General features: G+C 47.4%; 19 protein-coding genes. 9 read left to right on the top strand and 10 right to left on the bottom strand.

Features of this window, described 5'->3' with window-relative positions:
• The first annotated feature begins 132 nt into the window (after nt 1-132).
• On the top strand, nt 133-660 hold the full coding sequence (locus JM642_RS19255) for a DUF2780 domain-containing protein (protein ID WP_203432383.1): 528 nt from the start codon (nt 133-135) through the stop codon (nt 658-660).
• 94 nt (nt 661-754) lie between these two features.
• Nucleotides 755-1213 (top strand): TerB family tellurite resistance protein, encoded by a 459-nt coding sequence (locus tag JM642_RS19260; protein WP_055647301.1) that lies wholly within the window; start codon nt 755-757, stop codon nt 1211-1213.
• 89 nt (nt 1214-1302) lie between these two features.
• Here the strand turns inward: JM642_RS19260 and JM642_RS19265 are convergent, their stop codons facing one another.
• Nucleotides 1303-2127 (bottom strand): HDOD domain-containing protein, encoded by an 825-nt coding sequence (locus tag JM642_RS19265; RefSeq protein WP_037423586.1) that lies wholly within the window; start codon nt 2125-2127, stop codon nt 1303-1305.
• Between the two features lie 317 nt (nt 2128-2444).
• On the opposite strand from JM642_RS19265, the gene JM642_RS19270 reads away from it, so the two are divergent.
• Nucleotides 2445-3056 (top strand): energy transducer TonB, encoded by a 612-nt coding sequence (locus JM642_RS19270; RefSeq protein ID WP_203432384.1) that lies wholly within the window; start codon nt 2445-2447, stop codon nt 3054-3056.
• Between the two features lie 65 nt (nt 3057-3121).
• On the opposite strand, the gene yjeH is transcribed toward JM642_RS19270, so the two are convergent.
• The gene (gene yjeH, locus JM642_RS19275; protein ID WP_203432385.1) at nt 3122-4390 is read right to left on the bottom strand and encodes an L-methionine/branched-chain amino acid transporter; all 1269 of its coding nucleotides are present in this window, start codon (nt 4388-4390) and stop codon (nt 3122-3124) included.
• Between the two features lie 211 nt (nt 4391-4601).
• Between yjeH and JM642_RS19280 the strand changes: the two genes are divergently transcribed.
• Nucleotides 4602-5033: an Lrp/AsnC family transcriptional regulator gene (locus tag JM642_RS19280; protein ID WP_144345291.1), complete on the top strand. Its 432-nt coding sequence runs from the start codon at nt 4602-4604 to the stop codon at nt 5031-5033.
• Nucleotides 5034-5301: 268 nt separating this feature from the next.
• Here JM642_RS19280 and nrfD read toward each other — a convergent pair whose 3' ends face one another.
• The 4 genes from nrfD to JM642_RS19300 all read right to left on the bottom strand — a co-directional run bounded on the left by nrfD (nt 5302) and on the right by JM642_RS19300 (nt 7949).
• Nucleotides 5302-6243, bottom strand: a complete 942-nt coding sequence (nrfD, locus tag JM642_RS19285; protein WP_047537963.1) for a cytochrome c nitrite reductase subunit NrfD — start codon at nt 6241-6243, stop codon at nt 5302-5304.
• Entirely contained in the window at nt 6240-6926 is a 687-nt protein-coding gene (locus JM642_RS19290) for a 4Fe-4S dicluster domain-containing protein (protein ID WP_047537960.1), read from the bottom strand. The genes nrfD and JM642_RS19290 overlap by 4 nt, the downstream gene beginning before the upstream one ends.
• Before the next feature lie 4 nt (nt 6927-6930).
• The gene (locus JM642_RS19295) at nt 6931-7395 is read right to left on the bottom strand and encodes a nitrite reductase (protein ID WP_037423605.1); all 465 of its coding nucleotides are present in this window, start codon (nt 7393-7395) and stop codon (nt 6931-6933) included.
• A 77-nt stretch (nt 7396-7472) separates the two neighbouring features.
• Nucleotides 7473-7949 carry a DUF2726 domain-containing protein gene (locus tag JM642_RS19300; RefSeq protein WP_037423607.1) on the bottom strand — a complete coding sequence of 159 codons (477 nt, stop codon included), beginning with the start codon at nt 7947-7949 and terminating at the stop codon, nt 7473-7475.
• 412 nt (nt 7950-8361) lie between these two features.
• Here JM642_RS19300 and JM642_RS19305 point away from each other — a divergent pair, with 412 nt between their 5' ends.
• The 5 genes from JM642_RS19305 (at nt 8362) to menE (ending at nt 14655) form a co-directional block, all read left to right on the top strand.
• On the top strand, nt 8362-9330 hold the full coding sequence (locus tag JM642_RS19305; RefSeq protein ID WP_088586322.1) for a LysR family transcriptional regulator: 969 nt from the start codon (nt 8362-8364) through the stop codon (nt 9328-9330).
• Between the two features lie 176 nt (nt 9331-9506).
• Complete coding sequence (menD, locus tag JM642_RS19310; RefSeq protein WP_203432386.1) at nt 9507-11228, top strand: 2-succinyl-5-enolpyruvyl-6-hydroxy-3-cyclohexene-1-carboxylic-acid synthase; 1722 nt, start codon at nt 9507-9509, stop codon at nt 11226-11228.
• Nucleotides 11228-12028, top strand: coding sequence for a 2-succinyl-6-hydroxy-2,4-cyclohexadiene-1-carboxylate synthase (gene menH / locus JM642_RS19315; RefSeq protein WP_203433865.1), 801 nt, complete (start codon nt 11228-11230; stop codon nt 12026-12028). The genes menD and menH overlap by 1 nt, the downstream gene beginning before the upstream one ends.
• A gap of 50 nt (nt 12029-12078) precedes the next feature.
• Nucleotides 12079-13128, top strand: a complete 1050-nt coding sequence (gene menC / locus JM642_RS19320; protein WP_203432387.1) for an o-succinylbenzoate synthase — start codon at nt 12079-12081, stop codon at nt 13126-13128.
• 6 nt (nt 13129-13134) lie between these two features.
• Entirely contained in the window at nt 13135-14655 is a 1521-nt protein-coding gene (gene menE / locus JM642_RS19325) for an o-succinylbenzoate--CoA ligase (protein ID WP_203432388.1), read from the top strand.
• 68 nt (nt 14656-14723) lie between these two features.
• Here the strand turns inward: menE and rpoH are convergent, their stop codons facing one another.
• The 4 genes from rpoH to ftsY form a co-directional block, all read right to left on the bottom strand.
• The gene (rpoH, locus tag JM642_RS19330; protein ID WP_047537943.1) at nt 14724-15581 is read right to left on the bottom strand and encodes an RNA polymerase sigma factor RpoH; all 858 of its coding nucleotides are present in this window, start codon (nt 15579-15581) and stop codon (nt 14724-14726) included.
• Nucleotides 15582-15811: 230 nt separating this feature from the next.
• Nucleotides 15812-16777 (bottom strand): permease-like cell division protein FtsX, encoded by a 966-nt coding sequence (gene ftsX, locus JM642_RS19335; protein WP_099457246.1) that lies wholly within the window; start codon nt 16775-16777, stop codon nt 15812-15814.
• On the bottom strand, nt 16774-17475 hold the full coding sequence (gene ftsE / locus JM642_RS19340; protein WP_037423627.1) for a cell division ATP-binding protein FtsE: 702 nt from the start codon (nt 17473-17475) through the stop codon (nt 16774-16776). Before ftsE ends, ftsX begins: the two co-directional genes overlap by 4 nt.
• Before the next feature lie 3 nt (nt 17476-17478).
• Nucleotides 17479-19068, bottom strand: a complete 1590-nt coding sequence (gene ftsY / locus JM642_RS19345) for a signal recognition particle-docking protein FtsY (RefSeq protein ID WP_203432389.1) — start codon at nt 19066-19068, stop codon at nt 17479-17481.
• Nucleotides 19069-19149: the final 81 nt, after the last annotated feature.

Genomic DNA, 19149 nt, shown 5'->3' on the forward strand with positions numbered 1-19149 from the left:
AAAATCCCGCCCCAATGCACAACACAAATCACCTGAGTGAACCGTAAATCACAGAAAAGGGCTGCAACAAAAGTCTCAAAGCCGTTACACTGTCCACTTTATTGCGCGCAAACCGTCAAAGGATGCCACTCTATGAAACACACTTTCACACTCTCTATTCTGATTAGCGCCACACTTTTAGCCACTCCCGCCAGTGCAAGCTGGTTAGATAACCTCGCTGGCACACAAGCAAAAACAGAGAAAGTGGCCACAGGTAGCGTCACCCAATCCAACGCATTAGTTGGCAGCGTGATGTCGCAACTCGGACTGAACCAAACCCAAGCCGAAGGCGGTTTAGGCAGTCTGTTGGGCCTAGCACAATCGAGTCTAGGTTCGAATGATTACACCAAACTAGCTGCCAGTATCCCTAATGCCGACAGCCTATTAGCCGCAGCACCTAAACTTGATGCGAACTCAGGCGTTTCTGGCCTGTTGTCTAAGGCTGGCAATATTGGCTCTTCTCTGCAAGGTAGTGCAATGGTGTTAGATGCCTTTGAAAAACTGGGTATTTCTAAAGAATTAGCCATGCCAATGATCAATATTGCCAAGTCTTATCTTGAGACAAATGGTGCCGAAGGCAGCTCAGATCTGCTGATGAAGGGTTTAAATACTCTGCTGTAAATGTCGCCCCACCCTAAGCCTATGCTTAGGGTGAACTTTAACGTGAAAAATCACTCTATCTAGTTATTCCTTCTTGCCAGAGCAGTGCCACTTTATGATTGCGAAGCTGAAACGATTCCTTCAATCCCACACCCACGCCATCTCCCCAGAGGAGAAAGCCCACCAGCTAAAATTAGCGGCGGCGAGCATGTTGCTCGAAGTGGTATATGCCGATGAAACCCTCGCCGCAGAAGAAAGAGCACTATTGCCTAAGCTGCTGACAGAGACCCTATCGATGTCGGCGCAGGATGCTAATGATTTAATTGAAGAAGCCAAAAAAGCCCAAGGTAATGCCACCTCATTATTTGAGTTTACCAATACCATTAATACCGAATTTAGCTTGGAGCAAAAACAGCAATTATTACTAGCCATGTGGCAATTAGCCTATGCCGATGGACAACTCTCCCAGTACGAAGATCAAATCATTCGCCGTACTGCTGATTTGCTGTATCTCAAACACAGCGAGCTTATTCAGATGCGTAATCAGGCCATCGAAGCCCAAGTGGCACGCTAAAAGCAAGCCATAAAAAAGCATGAATGGCAGTACTGCCATTCATGCTTTTGAATCAAGGTTGTAGATTGCCGTTTCCTGTTCCAGCTGGCTTAGGCAAGCGCCTTACCAATTTCAAAACCGACGCCTCTTAGCTCCGTTAACTTAGACCGAAGCCCACCCATTTCCATTTTTAAGCCTTTTTTAGTCGCAAGCTGTGATAGCCAACTGGTTTTATCGTCATCCTCAATAGTGTCCCAGTCCGCTAATACTTTGTGGGATAAACACAACAAAGCTGCCAATTTAGAAAATGGATTCGAATCCTTAGGATGATCTTGGTAAAGAATGCCTTGCACCAATGCAGGGGTAAATTTCCAATTTTGAGCCAACAAAGCACCAATATCGGGGGAATCATAACCGAGGAGTTCTCGCTCAAAAGCATGCTTATCTTTACCCTGTGCGACAGCTTCGTTAATTTTTTCAGCATCTTCAGGGGAAATTGCCGCAATCAATAAATCACCAATACGGTGAAGGATGCCGCAGGTAAAAGCCTCGTCGGGCTGAACACCGCACCGTTTAGCCATCTCTTGGTTGTAGAGTGCAATTTCGAAGGTTTGTCCCCAAAACTGCGCTAAATCAACACCATTGCATTTAGGCACCGCCCCCATCACGGCAGATGCTAATACTAAGGTACGCAAGGTTTGCATTCCAAGGCGTACTACGGCTTCATCAATACTGCCCACCTCGCGACTGTGGCCGTAATAGGCGCAGTTAGCTAATCTGAGTACCTTGGCACTGATCAGGGGATCATGAGACACCTTAGTCGCAATATTTTTTACTGTAGCGTTGTCGTCGTTAACGACATCAAGCAGTTCACTGATTGCTTTAGGTAAACGAGGCAACTCATCAACTCGACTCAGTAGCGCAGCAGAATCCATATTTATTCTCCTTCTAGATGAATGATCAAAATATAGAACACAAAATCTCGCCTCGCTCTTAAGCTTATGAACACTTATGAGTCGAATGTGCAGCTTTTCAGTCAGTATTTAGCAATCGCAATCTTAGTGAAAATTCAGCCCGCCAATCATAAGAATGCCTCTGCAACATAGCAAAAATCACAGCAATTCGCGCTTTGCGTTATAGGTAAAGAGATTAGACTTGCTCAATAGTTAATCTTATTTGTAAATAAATATTTCAAATAATAAGCAATGGATGTTATAGATTAAATATTGTTCATCAATTGTAAGGAAGCACTATGGGCCCAAATGCACTTGTTAATCGCACCGGGATTATTATCGTTAGCGCACTGATCACCTTAGGTTTGTTCGTGTTTATGGCGCAACTTATCCATAATCCACAGCCATTGAGCGGACAAACGTCAGATGCGCCGCAAATCAATATTTTGATGAGCGAGCGAACACCCATTCCTCCGAAGGAAAGTCGCCAACCCGAACCGCCAAAACCCATCCCAACAAGGGAGCGGGTCACAACGCCGGGCGAAAGTGCTGAAGTGGTCGAATTTAGCCCCCAGACTTTTACCCCAGAAATGCCAATCCAAACGACATTCTTTAACCAATCGACTATCACCGCTGAGGCCTTACCCGTGGTGCAAGTGTCTCCTCGTTATCCGATTGAAGCAGCACAAAATGGCAAAGAAGGTTATGTGGTCGTAGGCTTTGATATTACTGCGGATGGTACGGTCAGCAATGTGCGCGTGCTCGATGCTAACCCGAAGCGAGTGTTTGATAAGGCGGCGCTTCCAGCAGTGCAAAACTGGAAATACAAACCTAAGTTTGATGCGGGCAAGGCCGTACCCCAATTAAATCAACAAGTACAACTCGATTTTAAACTGGATCAACAGATTTAAGACTCGCAGATCAGCACGCTTAAAACCTTGTGTGCTGATCTGTCATTATTTGAATGACATCGGGATTAAGCAACCTTGTTAACCGCCAAGGCCCGCTTACGACTAATATGGCTCTTTTGCCACCACAAGAATGGGGCAACAAATAGGATTAACGCAAACACATAGGCCATGCTTGCCCCAAGCGCGATACCTAACGCTAAGCAGAAGCCACAACCTAATACCACTAAAGGTAAGTTGCGACGGGGCAATAATTTAGCCGCAGCTAACATCGCCATTAAGTAGATCACCACGAACACCCCGTTACTCCAGGCAATAAGATGTTCGAGTTCCTGACCCGTGATGTGAGTCAGCACTATCACACTCGCCATCACGCCGAGTAAGGCCGCCAAGGCACGGATCGGCACACCATGACGATTCTTAACCGCAAAGCAGCGCGGTAAAATACCTTCACAACTAAAACTCCATACAAGACGCGCAGCGCTGGCGGCATAGACGTTTACTGTGGCAAGGCCACTGGCAATCCCCAGTACACCAATCACTTGCGCACCGTATCCCCCTAAAAGCGCATCGAATACACCAATCATCGCCACGCTTTTGTCAGTTGGCACTAACAGTAAAATCAGTGTGCAGGCCACATAAATAATCCCCACCAGCACAGTCCCCATCATCATGGCTGGGATCATATCCTGCTGTGGGCGACGAAAATCATCGGCGAGATGAGTCATCGCCTCTATCCCTAAAAAGCTCCAAAAAGCGATACCTGCGGCAATCATCATGGTAGAGATTTCTGGTGAGCCATAGCTGGCAAGTGAGGTTAAATGCCCAGGCTGAAGACTGCTTGCGCCAAAGAGCACCACCACAATGGCGACAATACAAAGGGTTAAGCAGAATTGCAGTTTGGCCGACACTTGAATGCCACGAAGATTGAGCAGGAACAAGCCAAAAATAACGAACACCTCAGCGCCCACCTTGGGCCAGCCATCGAGGGGAATGAGTGCATTAACAAACTGGAAAGTCATCAAAATCGCGGCGGGCGCACCCATCGGCACGACCAACAAAAAAATGAGTCCGATAGTACGGCCTGCGGTACGCCCAAAAGCCTTTTCCACAAAATAAGCGGGACCCGCAGCATGGGGAAAAACACTAGCCAGCCGCCCAAAAATCAGCGCCACCGGAATAATGGCTAAGGTGAGGAGTGACCAAGCGATAAGCGCACCAGCATGGGCCTTGTCGATTGTCATTTGCGGGAGAATAAACACCCCAGTGCCCAGCAAAGTGGTGGCCATCAAGCCTGCACCTTGCCAACGTCCTATAGTTCCGCTATGTGAGTTCATCTGTTAACATTCAATGGTTTTGAAGCCGTCAGTATAGTGAAATTTTACGCCGCAATCTGCCGTCAATTTCGGTGTTCTTAGTGGTAAACGCCAGCACAATGACGGTAAAAAGCACTATTTCAGGCAAAATGACGGTGTAACTCAAGGCCTTATACTGAGTCGTACTTTTAGGCCGCCTCACTTGTTATACCTATTTTTTTCGGAGTCCACGTTGGATAAGTTTGATACCGCCATCATCGATTGTTTGCGCCAAGATGCTCGCCAAAGTGTTTCCAGTATTGCAGAGCAGGTCAATCTTTCCCGTAGCGCGGTTGCCGAGCGGATAAAAAAGCTAGAGCTAGGTGGCGTGATCCGTGGCTATCAGGTTTTACTGAGCGAATCGCAAAAAGAGGGAGTGTCGGCCTACTTCGAAATCCAACATAAATGTCCCCGCTGCGCCGATGTGGTACACGTGTTCCATGCGATCCCCGAAGTAATTACCTGCCGTGGTATTTCCGGTGATATGGATTTACTGGTGTATGTCCATGCCCCATCAATGCGTCGTCTGCATGAAATCCGCGAATATATCGATACTCACACCGATATCATCAAGATTAAAACCCATGTGGTGATGAGCGAGTGGATTAATAATACTGGCGAGTAACCTTGCGTGCCCCAAACAAGAAACGCCACCCCTAAGGAATAAAGGTGGCGAGGCCCTTGTGGAGGCAGGGCAAACAATACCTAAATATCAAATATGGCTTCCCTTCCCAATAACCTCCCTGTGACAGCAAATCGCGACAAGACAACGCACCTTTAATCACTTCAGCCAGCGTTATTAAAGGGAGTTAGCTCACGGTGCTTCCTTAGACACCGCTTCGCCATTCACCGTAATTCCTTCTTATCTATAACATTGAGCCAACCATGCTCAATCAAACGACCGTCATTTGCCCCGTGTAGAGAATAAAGTTACGCAGTAGTAGCACACCAATCAGACTTAAGCATGCGGTGCCTGCTACATAGGCCCACTTACGCTTTGACGTGGCTGTCATAAACAGGTTCATTGCCAAGGGGCCCGATAATCCGATCCCAACAATGCCAATCCAGAAAACCCATCCCCAGAAGCCATAACCTATCGCATTGAAAGCCGCAAATTTGCTTTGACCGCCTGACAACACTAAGCCCATAAAGAAGGTAAAAATCAGCACTATCTCCACCAAAATCAATGGGATTTCAACCTTATGGATAAAGTGAACTTCCTTGGCGTTAGGATTAGCATTAAGCAACACCCCACCCAGCAGAGAAAATGCCGCGCCGGATGAGAGTCCCGAAGCCAAAAACAGCAGTGGCAATACGGGGTTTTTCAACATCGGATAGCCGGGTAAAGCCGAGAGTAAAAAGCCAGTATAAGCCCCCAGCGCGAGGGAAAAGATCACCAATAAACCGGTAATCGTCGCCTCGAAGCGGCTAAGCCAAGCTGTCAACTTCAGCACTATGGGAAAGCGACTCTCACACCATGCATCAATAGGTTTACGGAATAACAAACCAATCCACATAAACATAAAGACTTGGTAGATGAGCAGGATCAACACACCCATAGACATCACAGACTTAGGATTGTAGAAGACTAATATCTTCCAAAAATCGAAGGGCTTAGTTAAGTCCAATACCAAGATGCCCAAACCCGCCATCACCGCCACGGGCGCCACAATACAGGCCGCCTGCACAAAGCCAGACTGGTAGGCATTATGTTTCAACACAAAATGCTTGAGTAACACCGCAAAGAACATGGCGCCAGCAGATGCCCCCGCTAAAAACAGGTAAATTGCAATTGGCCAATGCCACACTAGCGTATCAAAATGTAGGGCGCTCATATTGCCACCTCCCCTGATTTAGCCACAATGCGGAACAGTTTTGGCCGAGTGCCGAGGTCGACCTTAGCCCTTTGGGTTGGGTTAGCCTTTAGCACTTGTACCACCTGAGAAGTGGGATCTTTTAAGTTGCCAAAGACCAATGCCTTAGTCGGGCAGGCAGCGACACAGGCAGGTTGTTTACCTTGGGCGAGGTTTGTCTCACGGCAAAAATCGCATTTGTCCGCAGCGTGGGTAACAGGATTAATAAAACGAATTTTGTATGGGCAGGCTGCAATGCAATATTGGCAACCCACACACTTCCAAGCATCTACCGCCACAATGCCAGTCTCTTTATCGATAAAGGCGGCACCCGTCGGGCAAACATTGACGCAGGGCGCGTCTTCACAATGCTGGCAAGACTTACGACTGAAGTGATAAAACTGGTTCGGATATTCCCCATAGGGTCCAGTTTGCTCTATTTTTAATCGGGCAACACCCTCGGGCACTTGGTTGGTTTCACGGCAGGCAACTTCGCAAGCTCGACAGCCAATACACTTAGTTTCATCGTGGATCAGTGCGTATTTCACACTAGGTTCGGCTTTAGCCTCATTTGAGGCATTCACAGTAGCCAGTAATGTGCTACCCGATGCCCCTGCCAATAAGGCGCATGCTCCTTTGAGAAATCTTCTTTTTGAATTTTCCATAACCTTACTCCTGCTGGCCTGTATGGCAAGTACGGCACAGCTCACTGCGAACCTTAGGCGTCATCTCTGCCATAGGATCGGTTGGGCTATGTAATTTATGGCAAGCGGCACAGGCCACTTTTTGGGCATGCACATTATGCGTCCACTCTTGGGAGCTGAGTTTGGCTGGCATATGGCATTTTTGGCACACCTTTAATTGCACAGCAGCTTCGGATGCCTCATTTAATCCAAAAACCACTAAATCATTTGGTTTTTTGGGATGATCACCTTTTTCACCATGACAGCTTGAACAGGTCATTTTCATGGCATCCTGGCCGTGATGCCCTAACATTTGACCATTACGCTTATGACACTTCATGCAAGCATCACTATTAATTTGCTTCGCGGGTTCAGCACTTGTTGCGGAAAAACTGAGCAGCAATGCCATTGCACCCAAGCGTAATGACCACAGCCATTGTCGTGTAGACATAGCGAGTCCTCATATCAATTCATTGGGAAATAAAGAGGAAGTCAGGGTTCGGAGAACTCCGAACCCGACGAGCGTGGTCAAACGGCTAGCGCTTGCTTGAGACTTGTTGCATCCCACTGTTTATGCTGATTCATTTCAATAAAACCAATATTGAATTTGCTGAATAGCTTTTTCATGGGTGAATTGATTTGCTTACCGGCGTCACTGATCACCATTTTGACTTCTGAAGAATCATGGTCAATCAACACATAGTCGAGACGGCATTCATGGTTTAAATCAGCATCGTGCTGGTCCATGTCAAATACAGTGTCGAGTGGAACATTGCAGCAGACATCGTATTTGCCTTCAACGACAGTTTTTAGTGATTTAAAAAAGTTGAAACTATCTTCATCAAATAACACTGGTTTGAGTTTCATTTCATGATGTGCAGCCTCCTCGGGATCCGCCCTAAAAAACTTAATGCAAGTCATGACAAACATTACAAACACAAATGGCACCGCTACGAATAGTACGAAGTACATAAACGCATAGCTGAGAATGACTGAAGTATTCATATACGCCTCCAATAACACAATTATATTTTTGTTTTCTCCTTTAAAGCACCTTCAGTATTATTGCAGACGGGATTTATTTTTTTGATCTGGATCACATGTTTAAATTCAAAATTAAACATAAACAACAAGTTAGGATGCAGGACACATTACTGTATAGCGTAAATCTAAAATGCACATATTGATAATAGTTAATTAAAAAAATGAAATTGGCGTAACTGAATATCAAAAATTAAAATTTCAAATTAGTTTAATAATATTTTTTGAAATATAAAAAATCAAATTCTAAACCTATTGTTACATATAGATAAATTTAAGGTGCAAAACTTGGGATGGATTTCACATTAAATTAAATTAATAACACCATAATTAGGTGTTCTTTAAAGTATTTACTCAATATTAAGGAATATAAAAAATGCATATTAGTAACATGGATGGCCTCGATATTCTGAGTTTAAAAATACTTGTTTCATTATATGAGAACAAGTCTGCAACCTATGTATCAAAGGCATTAGATATCCCAGCCCCCAAAATAAGTCGTAGCCTTAAAAACCTGCGAGAAGTATTTGGTGATGAGCTTTTTATCCGTAAGAAATATGGCTTATTCCCCAATGAATTTGTCACGCACTTATACCCGATAGCGAAACAAACCATTGAATGTACAGAGAAGTTTCAAAAGGTACGAGCAGCCAATGTCAATCATGTTAAAACACATGTTGAGATTGCCGCCCCAGGCCTTATTGCCTATGCTTTCCCTAAAGCCTTAATGCAAGCTATCAAAGAAGAGCAAAAATCTATCCATATCAATATTACCCCTTGGTCACTGCATACCACGCAGGACATCATCAATGGTGATACCACCCTCGGTATTTGTTGCAATAAAAGTACCGCAGATGTCGCAGCCTATGGAGACAAGTTACAAACCACAACACTGCAACGTATGGGTAAGGTGTATCTTATTGCTAGCCGAAATCATCCCATTTTTAAGCGAGAAATTACCTTAGAGACGATTGCAGAGTATCCCTATGTCAATACTGATCTCGGTAATCCCAGTACTCGCCTTAGCCCATATCAAGAATTCTGTATAAAAAATGGTATAAAACTCAATACTGAAATTACCATTACCAGTATTTCTAGTTTGTTTGAATATTTAGGAGAGAGCCAAACTATTTCTTTATTACCCTACCGAGTGGTTTATGAAATGGTGGCAGAAATACCCGAACTGCATACCTGTCAATTATCACAACTTGAGGCAGAACGTTTATACGCTGACACCGAAGCACCGACGATCTTCTTGGTGCAAAAGAATCAGCCCAATCGCGCTAGCGAAGAGCTGGTGTGGCTCAGTGAACAAATAAAGAAAATTGTTGATAGCATTATTTAGCGATAAATACTTAACACGTTTTCATCTTATTATTCGAGGTGATAGGCATATTGTGCCTTAGCTTAGGCTCCACCTCACCGCTCCTCCGTGTCGTCCCAAGTTTTGTTAAGACAGGCATACATCTTAATCGTCAAACACGTTACACTAGGCCCATCTTTATCCTGATCAATCTTGCTATGCGAACCGAAAACACAGCCACACTTAATCTCATGTGGGGCGCACTGATTCTGGAAGAATTAGCACGTCTTGGTGTGCAGCATGTCTGCATGGCACCAGGCTCACGCTCAACCCCGTTAACTCTTGCAGCAGCCCAGCAAACCAAGCTGAAACGTCATTTGCATTTCGATGAGCGCGGCTTAGGGTTTATGGCGCTTGGATTAGCCAAAGCCAGCTCTGCGCCCGTAGCTATTATTACCACCTCTGGCACGGCCGTCGCTAATCTTTATCCTGCAATAGTCGAAGCGTGGCTCACCCATGTGCCTTTAATTGTCCTTAGTGGTGACAGACCGCCAGAATTACTCGGTTGTGGCGCCAACCAAGCCATAGTGCAACCAGCCATTTTTGCCCATTATGCCCAGCAGGTGAATCTCCCCACACCGGATGCGCACATTGCACCGCAGATGTTGCTCACCACGCTTGATGAGGCCGTGGCCAATCAAACACGCCCTGTGCATATCAACTGTATGTACCGTGAGCCGCTATATCCGAATGAATTAACTGCCACAATTCTCGATAGCGAATCGCCATACCTCAAGCCGCTGCAAACATGGCTGCAACAAGCACGTCCTTACACTCTTTATGGTAAGCGTGAACAATTAAGCAGCCCGAGCGAAGATGCCATTATGCGTTTCGTCCATGGTAAGGGCGTCATCATCGCGGGTACGCTCACGCCAGAGCAAGATCCACAGCAACTCATTGCGCTATCTCAAAAAATTGGCTGGCCGTTACTGACCGATGCTCAGTCGCAACTGCGACAACATCCGGCGGCGATTGGTAATATTGACCAACTACTGCAACATCCCAAGGCGCGCAATCTGTTACAAGAGGCAGACCGCGTGCTGGTGTTTGGTGGACGTTTATTGTCTAAGCGTTTGATTGCTTACCTTGCCGAACAAAACTGGCACAGTTACTGGCAAGTGCTGCCGCAGCAGGACAGGCTCGACCCAAGCCATAACGCTAAACACATTTGGCACGCCAACGCCGCCCAATTTGCATCGCTTAACTGGTATCGCTCTTCATCGGCGAATTGGGCTAATACCTTAGTTAGCTACAACGATGAATTGCATAGTTTATTCGTGCGCAATATTGATCAAGGTGAGTTTGGTGAAGCTCAGGTTATCCGCGCGATTGCCAATACACGACCACTGGAGCAGCAATTGTTTATCGGCAATAGCCTGCCGGTACGTTTGTACGATATGTACGCGCCAGTGAGCTGCTGCACTGCCACCACTTACACTAATCGCGGCGCCTCGGGGATCGATGGCTTACTGGCCACCGCCTGCGGTATTGCAGCGCACCAAGGTAAACCGACCAGCTTGATTATTGGGGATTTATCCCAGTTGCATGATCTCAACTCCTTTGCCATCGCCCGCAATTTAACCAGTCCGCTGGTGATCATTATCCTCAACAACGATGGCGGTAATATCTTTAATCTCTTGCCCGTCCCCAATGAGGAACTGCGCAGTGATTACTATCGGTTAAGCCATGGTCTGGAATTTGGTTATGCCGCCGCTATGTTTAATCTTCCTTATAACCAAGTGGATAACTTAGCCGACTTCCAAAATAGCTATAATGAAGCGCTGGATTATCAGGGTGCTTCTGTCATCGAAGTCACCGTTAGCCAACACCAAGCCAGCGAGCAGATCGCCGCGCTGAATTTATGGGTGAAACAAAGTTAATGCCGACCGTGGCCCGTTATGGAGAGACAGCGCAGCCAAACTTGGTCCTGATCCATGGTTTTTTAGGATCGAAGGCCGATTGGCTACCGCTGATCCCTAAACTCAGCCAACATTTTCACTGTATCTGCCTTGATTTACCCGGCCACGGCGACAATCAACCAGAAATCGCATCGACGCTCACTGATGGCTTCGACTTTTGTGTCCAAGACATTATCAGCCGCCTCGATCGCCTCGGCATTGAAGCGTTTTACCTCTATGGGTATTCCCTCGGTGGCCGGATTGCCTTACATCTTGCCCAAGCTTATCCGCAGCGAGTGTTGAGTTTGTGGCTAGAATCCTGTCATCCCGGGCTGACAAATACCGAAGAACAAGCCGCGCGCAGCAAGAGCGACAACCTGTGGGCCAAACGGCTGCAAAGCTTGAGTAGCGTGGATTTTTTACAGCTTTGGTATCAACAGGCCGTGTTTGCCGATATGCCCGACAAGGCGCGCAATGCCTTGATAGCAAAGCGCGTGGCGCAGCTCGACCAACATTCCAAACACACACTCAAGCAAATCTTTTTGGCTACCTCACTTGCCCGCCAAGCTTCACTTTGGGATCTACCTGCAAGCCTTGCTTGCGAATGCCATTTTTTTGCCGGCAGCCAGGATGCTAAATTCACAGCAATAGCAAAGGACTGGCAAGCACAACAACCCATCATCTTGCATCAGATTGAACAGGCAGGGCATAACATACATCAAGCCAATCCTGCGGGATTACTCGCCTGTATAAGAAGTTTGTTCGTCGAACGCTTGACGTAGAGATACACGCAAACAGACCGCTTTTAAATCGATAAAGCGTTAAGGAAAATATGATCTTAACTTCACTTAGCTTGTATTTATATCGCCTGCCCTTAGACCGCTTTTTGCCCGTGGGTAAACAACGCATTGACTACAGAGCTGGCTTAGTACTACAGGCAAAAGCGCAAACCGAAGGTGAAGTGCGTGAGCAGTATGTTGAAATCGCGCCACTCTCAGGATTCGATATCGACCAACAGCCATTATTAGGCTTTAGCCGTGAAAGCCTCGATGAGGTTCAACAAGCCTTAGTGGCGCTATTACCCAAGCTGCAAAACCAATCTATTGATTGCTTGCTCGAGCAGGCCGAAGCGAGTCCCTATCCGTCCATTGCCTTTGGCTTAAGCCTGCTACATGCCAAACTCAGCGGAAAACTCGATACGGTGCGCCCCGTTACCACCACAGTGCAGTTGATTTACCAGCCAACAGATGCGCCCAAAACCGAGTTGGCTGCAAAAATCGCCAATCTCGATACTAGCGTGCGCTCAGTTAAAGTGAAGGTTGCACAAACCTCCATGGAAGATGAGTTGAGCCTGATTTATGGCATCTTAAGCCAAAGACCGGAACTCAAGCTGCGCTTAGATGCCAACCGTGGATTTAGCTTAGAACAGGCCCTCGACTTTGCCGCTTGCTTGCCACTGGATAGCATTGAATATATTGAAGAACCTTGCCAACAGCCGCAGGATAATCACACTCTGTATCGCGCCATTCCCCTGCCCTATGCCCTAGATGAATCCCTCAATGACCCAGATTATCAATTTGTGATGCATGAGGGATTAACGGCATTAGTCATCAAACCCATGCTACTGGGCAGTATTGAAAAACTTCAGCGCCTTATCGACGAGGCGAACAGCCATGGCGTGCGCTGTATCTTAAGTTCCAGCCTTGAGGCCAGCTTAGGTATCAATGATTTGGCCCATTTAGCCGCCATACTGACGCCCGATGAAATTCCTGGGCTCGATACGTTAGCTGCCTTTAGCCAAGACTTAATCGTACCAAGCGGCAAGCCCCAAACTCTTACGCTTAAATGCCTTAAACTTGTCGCCAGTACGCAGCAGGATTAATCGACAATGTCCGAATCTCAAACATTGGCTTCATCCCAATCTATTTCACAGCAACGTATTTCGCCATTACATAGCGCCGCGCTCATGTCGCCCCCACAGACGGCGGTTAAGCACAATGGGCAAGACATCAGCTACGCGAGCTTAAGCCAAATGGTGCTGGTATTAGGTGAGCAGCTCACGCGCATCGGCGTTGGTCAAGGGCAATCACTGGCGTGTATCAGTCGTAATAATCTAGAGATGATTTGCCTGTATTGGGCCTGTGTGGATATTGGCGCCATCTTCTTTCCTATCTCACCGCGCTTTCCGCTGGCGCAAGTTCAAGGGCTTATCGATAGCCACCAAATCCCTTTCTATTGGAGCGAAGATGAGCTGGCTTTATCAGGCTGTCATCAACTCACGCTAGATTTTAGTCTAGGCGTGGCTCCAAACGCTGGCCTAACCGCGACAGCTTTTGATATTTATCGTCCTAGTAATGTGATTTTAACCTCTGGCTCTAGCGGCTTTCCCAAGGCGGCCGTACACAATCTTGCGAATCACATTGCCAATGCCGAGGGCGCCCGCAGCCTGATCCCACTCATCAAAGGTGATGCTTGGTTATTATCATTACCGCTGTTTCATATTGGCGGCCTTGCAATACTCAACCGCTGCGCCCTAGTCGCGGCGACTGTGGTTCTGCCAGATCTCGCTCTCCCGCTACAGGCACAAATCGAGCGCGATGCGTTAACCCATATGTCCCTCGTGCCAACCCAGTTAGTCAATTTGCTCACTGACAAACAGGCCTCGCTCAGCAGTATTAAAGCCCTGCTACTCGGTGGCGGTGCCGTTTCTATCGATTTACTGAAACAACTCGAACAGCGCCATATTGCCAGCTTTACCAGCTACGGCATGACAGAAATGGGCTCGCAAATCACCACAGGCCCAGCGCTGAGCGATGGTACGAGTGGCAAATTACTCCCAAGGCGTGAGCTTAAGATTGTCGATGGGGTGATTTGGGTTAGGGGCGAATGCTTATTTATGGGCTATCTCACTGATAAGGGAATAGAAAAGCCCCTTGATGCCGACGGTTGGTTTTATACCAAAGACAGAGGCGAATGGGACGAAAACGGCAATCTCCGCATTCTTGGCCGCGTCGATAATATGTTTATTAGCGGCGGCGAAAACATTCAACCAGAAGAGATTGAAGCGGCACTCAAACTTCATCCGCTAATAGATGAGGCAATCGTCTTCCCTCAGCCCGATCCCCTCTTCGGCCAGCTCCCCGCCGCCATTATTCGCGGTGACATTATTCGCGCTAAGACTATATGCAGCAACACCAGCCGCAGCAACACCAGCCGCAGCAACACAAACCGCAGCCACACCAGCCAAGAGATGAGTGCGATAGAGGCCGAGCTCGAAGTCTTTCTCGCCGACAAAATCGCCCGCTTTAAAAGACCACGCCGCTATTACCCTTGGCCAGAAAATGCCGAGCAAACAGGCTTAAAAGTGAATCGGCAACCGTTGATTGCCAGCATCCAATCCAAGTCTTGATGATTTCGGCCACAAAAAAACCTGCCGAAGCAGGTTTTTTTGTTGTCTTGAAAGAAAACGTAGCCGAATTAGGCTTCCATACAAGCCTTAAGCTTGTTCATGGCGTTTTTCTCTAACTGGCGAATACGCTCAGCTGACACTTGATAGGTTTCTGCCAATTCCTGCAGTGTGGTTTTATCATCGTCTAACCAACGGGCACGCAGAATATGCTGGCTACGCTCGTCTAAGGTTTTGATGGCCGATAATAAACGACCTTGGGCATTGGATTCCCAGTTATCGTTTTCGATGTTTTCGGCTAAATCCGATGAATGATCTTCAAGATATTGCACTGGGGCAAAATCCTGCTCATCATCGTTGTCACTGCTCAGATCAAACGCAGGATCCTGCGCCGCCATACGTGATTCCATCTCAGTCACATCGGCCTTAGAGACACCTAAGTTTTCTGCGACCATTGCGACTTCATCATCGCTAAACCAACCGAGGCGAGTTTTCGCTTTACGGATATTAAAGAACAGCTTACGTTGCGCTTTGGTGGTAGCGACTTTAACAATGCGCCAGTTTTTCAGCACATATTCGTGAATTTCAGCTTTAATCCAGTGCACAGCAAAAGACACTAGACGGACGCCTACATCGGGATCGAAACGCTTAACCGCTTTCATCAGACCGATGTTGCCTTCTTGGATCAAATCCGCCTGCGGCAGACCGTAACCTGAGTAGCCCTTAGCAACATGCACCACAAAACGTAAGTGCGACATAATCAGTTGCTTCGCTGCTTGCAGATCACCCGTTTCCTGCAAACGCTTGGCTAACTCATACTCAGTCTCAGCGTCTAACATTGTCATGCTAGTCACTGAATGGATATAAGCTTCTAAACTACTGCTGCCCTGAGGGACTGTTAGTGCCATTGATTGCGTTTGAAAGGTCATTCGCGCTCCTACTTTCTTGCTACTTATCAAATATAAGTCGATTTCATCCTGTGGCTTAACTCAAAACACCTTAAGGATGAGCTGACGAACTATCGGCTAATTGACAGAGTATGTCAACCTTCGCTCGTCTGGGATGTTACTTTTAACCCCGTTGAATAGACATTGCAAGTGAACAAAAGTTCATCGTTTGCCTTATCTAGCCGCATTTTTAAACGATAAGCGATTGATCATTAAGAGGGTTCAATCGCTCTTAAATGTTGTCGTACCGAAAGGTAAGAGCCCAGCCAACCTAAGAAGGAGGCTAAGCCCACTAATTGTAGCAGTTCGGTAAAGGTCAGAGACTTCATCTCTAGCTGACTACCATACAAACCGAGCAATTCGGCTAGGGCAGAATCCAGATACCAAACCAACAAGTTAATGATAAGCCAAGCTAATACACCGCCAATCACTCCGTACCAAATACCGGTATAAAGGAAGGGACGCTGAATAAATGCCTCGGTTGCCCCGACTAACTTCATCACTTCTATCTCACTACGGCGATTCATAATGGCTAAGCGAATCGTGTTACCTATCACTAATACCACCGCCAAGACGAGTAACGCCGCAATCGCCATTACCGTGCGTTCGAGTAAACGCACCACAGCCTGTAGCCGCTCTAACCATTCAATATCTAAGCGACCAAAACTGATTTCAGGCTCGCGCTCAAGCTTAGTCAATAATTCGCGAGCTCCCACTGGCGTGGAATAGCGCTGGGTTGGTGTCACGGTAATTACCGCGGGAAGCGGATTTTTATCAAGATAGGCTAACGCTTCACCAAATCCAGATAGACGCTGAAACTCCTCAAGCGCTTGATTGCGGTCGATATACTGTACCTTTTCTACCTCGGGATAAGCGCGGATACGCGTTAACAAACTTTGAATAGTCTGCTCGCTGCGATTTTCATCGATAAAAAGTGAAATCTCCGCCGCGCTATTCCAAGAAGTGGTAATAGTCTCGGCATTTTTAACTAGCACTTGCAATGCTGCGGGCAAGCTTAAGCTCACCCCAAGCACAGCCATCGTCATCAAAGAAGAAACGGGACTGCGCCATAACTCGCCCATACTCGCCATGGCTTGCTGCACATGACGAATAAAAAACATCACGATGCGCCCTGAAATGGGCAACTTACTGCGCGTTAATTTGGCGTTATCACTCATAGCGCATTACCTCGAGCAGTCGCGTGTCCATGATGTAATTCCTGGGCACCGAGCATACGTCCTTGCTTCAAGGTAAAAGTGCGGTATTTCATCCGCGCGATCAGTCCCAGATCGTGGGTGGCAATGAGCACGCTCGTGCCTGCATCGTTAAAGGTTTCGAATAGGCGCAAAATATCCATCGACAATTTAGGGTCCAAGTTGCCCGTCGGTTCGTCGGCCAGCAATAGTGGCGGTTTATTCACGATCGCGCGGGCGATACCGACACGTTGCTGCTCACCACCGGATAACATGATGGGGTTATGGCGCTCTTTGCCATATAAACCCACCATATCCAACGCGCCAGCGACCCGTTTGCGGATCTCCCCATGGGAGAAACCTTCAATCACTAATGGTAAGGCAACATTGTCGAATACGCTTCTGTCCATCAATAGATGATGGTTTTGGAAAATCATCCCAATATTGCGGCGCAAATAGGGCACGTGTTTGGGGCTGATTTTGGCAATATCGTGGCCATTAATCGCCACACGGCCAGTGGTGGCGCGCTCGATCACTGTGATTAATTTCAACAGGGTACTCTTACCGGCGCCCGAATGGCCGGTTAAGAATGCCATTTCACCTTTTTGTAGATGAAAATTCACTTCCTCCAGCGCCATTTGGCCACCAGGATAAATCTTACTGACCTGCTGAAAATCAATCATAAATTAGCTATCCGCTTTCTCTTGAGTGAACAAGGCATCAATAAATTCTTTAGAATTAAAGGTACGCAAATCATCAATTTGCTCACCCACGCCAATATAACGTAGCGGGATTTTAAACTTGTCGGCAATCGCAAACACCACGCCGCCCTTGGCGGTACCGTCGAGCTTGCTGATGGTCATGCCGGTAACGCCAACGGCTTCTTGGAATAACTGCGCCTGGCTAATCGCATTTTGGCCCGTGCTCGCATCTAAGGTCAGCATCACTTCGTGCGGCGCTTCTGGGTCGAGTTTCTTCATCACTCGCACCACTTTCTTTAACTCTTCCATCAGATGCGACTTGTTTTGTAAGCGACCCGCTGTATCAGCAATTAATACATCAATTTTTCGGGCTTTAGCCGCTTGCAGCGCATCAAAAAGTACCGAGGCACTGTCGGCGCCGGTATGTTGGGCTATCACAGGGATATTATTGCGTTGGCCCCAAACTTGTAATTGCTCCACCGCTGCTGCGCGGAAGGTATCGCCCGCCGCTAACATCACAGACTTACCTTGGCGCTGGTATTGCTTCGCCAGTTTACCGATAGTGGTAGTTTTACCCACGCCATTAACGCCAACCATAAGAATCACATAGGGGCCGCTAGCATTTTCAGGCACTAATGGGATTGCCACAGGGTCGAGCGTCTTTTGCATTTCATCGCGCAGCAGATCGTATAGGGCTTCGGCATCCTTTAATTGCTTGCGAGACGCGTGTTCCGTCAGGCTGTTAATCAAGCGAGAAGTGGTTTCTACACCTACGTCGGCGATCAATAACTGTTCTTCCAGTTCCTCAAACAGTTCATCATCGATTTTTTTGCCACGAAATAGGCCGATGAAACCGCTACCAATATTTTCGCTAGTACGCATTAAGCCGCGTTTTAGACGCGCGAAGAAGCTTTCTTTGGCGGGTTTGGCCTGGGGTTCGGGTTGTTGCTCAAGGGGTTGTTCAGCTTGGACCTGTGCAGCGGCAATTCGCTCTGCTTCTGCTTGGGCTTCAGCGGCCTGTTCTTCGGCAACTCTTTCGGCTTGTGCTTGTTCAGCGGCTAACTGCTCTGCCTGCGCTTGCTCCGCTGCTAAGCGCGCGGCTTCGGTCGCTTGTTGTTCGGCAATGCGCTGGGCTTCCGCTTCTGCTTCTGCTTGAGCTTTTGCCGCTTGTTCTGCTGCAACTCTTTCCGCTTGCGCTTGTTCAGCGGCTAACTGCTCTGCTAGAGCTTGCTCCGCCGCTAAATGCGCGGCTTCGGCGGCCTGTTGTTCGGCTATACGTGCAGCTTGCTCTTCGGCAACACGCTGGGCTTCTGCTTGAGCTTGAGCTTGAGCTTGAGCTTTTGCAGCTTGTTCTGCTGCAACTCTTTCCGCTTCTGCTTTTTCGGCCGCTAATTTGTCGGCTAGAGCCTGTTCGGCGGCCGCCTTTTCAGCCGCGAGACGGGCTTCTTCAGCTTGCTGCTTTGCTAATGCTTCGGCTTGCTCGGTTTGCGATGGAGTAGAGACCGGGGTTTGCTCGACAACCTCATCTTGTGATTTATCTTTACGAAACCAGGAGAAAAAACCTTTCTTTGCCATGTGTAATTCCAGCGCTCTACTTCAGTGTTGAATTTAAAATAAGACCCTGCCGTTATACCAGATTACCGCGGCAATTACGCC

Source organism: Shewanella sp. LZH-2 (genome assembly GCF_016859145.1).
GTDB lineage: Bacteria > Pseudomonadota > Gammaproteobacteria > Enterobacterales > Shewanellaceae > Shewanella > Shewanella xiamenensis.

Bases quoted from the DNA above. Each gene is read 5' to 3' on its own strand.
- JM642_RS19255 (WP_203432383.1), top strand. From the start codon at position 133: ATGAAACACACTTTCACACTCTCTATTCTGATTAGCGCCACACTTTTA.
- JM642_RS19260 (WP_055647301.1), top strand. From the start codon at position 755: ATGATTGCGAAGCTGAAACGATTCCTTCAATCCCACACCCACGCCATC.
- JM642_RS19265 (WP_037423586.1), bottom strand. From the start codon at position 2,127: ATGGATTCTGCTGCGCTACTGAGTCGAGTTGATGAGTTGCCTCGTTTA.
- JM642_RS19270 (WP_203432384.1), top strand. From the start codon at position 2,445: ATGGGCCCAAATGCACTTGTTAATCGCACCGGGATTATTATCGTTAGC.
- yjeH (WP_203432385.1), bottom strand. From the start codon at position 4,390: ATGAACTCACATAGCGGAACTATAGGACGTTGGCAAGGTGCAGGCTTG.
- nrfD (WP_047537963.1), bottom strand. From the start codon at position 6,243: ATGAGCGCCCTACATTTTGATACGCTAGTGTGGCATTGGCCAATTGCA.
- JM642_RS19290 (WP_047537960.1), bottom strand. From the start codon at position 6,926: ATGGAAAATTCAAAAAGAAGATTTCTCAAAGGAGCATGCGCCTTATTG.
- JM642_RS19295 (WP_037423605.1), bottom strand. From the start codon at position 7,395: ATGTCTACACGACAATGGCTGTGGTCATTACGCTTGGGTGCAATGGCA.
- JM642_RS19300 (WP_037423607.1), bottom strand. From the start codon at position 7,949: ATGAATACTTCAGTCATTCTCAGCTATGCGTTTATGTACTTCGTACTA.
- JM642_RS19305 (WP_088586322.1), top strand. From the start codon at position 8,362: ATGCATATTAGTAACATGGATGGCCTCGATATTCTGAGTTTAAAAATA.
- menD (WP_203432386.1), top strand. From the start codon at position 9,507: ATGCGAACCGAAAACACAGCCACACTTAATCTCATGTGGGGCGCACTG.
- menH (WP_203433865.1), top strand. From the start codon at position 11,228: ATGCCGACCGTGGCCCGTTATGGAGAGACAGCGCAGCCAAACTTGGTC.
- menC (WP_203432387.1), top strand. From the start codon at position 12,079: ATGATCTTAACTTCACTTAGCTTGTATTTATATCGCCTGCCCTTAGAC.
- menE (WP_203432388.1), top strand. From the start codon at position 13,135: ATGTCCGAATCTCAAACATTGGCTTCATCCCAATCTATTTCACAGCAA.
- rpoH (WP_047537943.1), bottom strand. From the start codon at position 15,581: ATGACCTTTCAAACGCAATCAATGGCACTAACAGTCCCTCAGGGCAGC.
- ftsX (WP_099457246.1), bottom strand. From the start codon at position 16,777: ATGAGTGATAACGCCAAATTAACGCGCAGTAAGTTGCCCATTTCAGGG.
- ftsE (WP_037423627.1), bottom strand. From the start codon at position 17,475: ATGATTGATTTTCAGCAGGTCAGTAAGATTTATCCTGGTGGCCAAATG.
- ftsY (WP_203432389.1), bottom strand. From the start codon at position 19,068: ATGGCAAAGAAAGGTTTTTTCTCCTGGTTTCGTAAAGATAAATCACAA.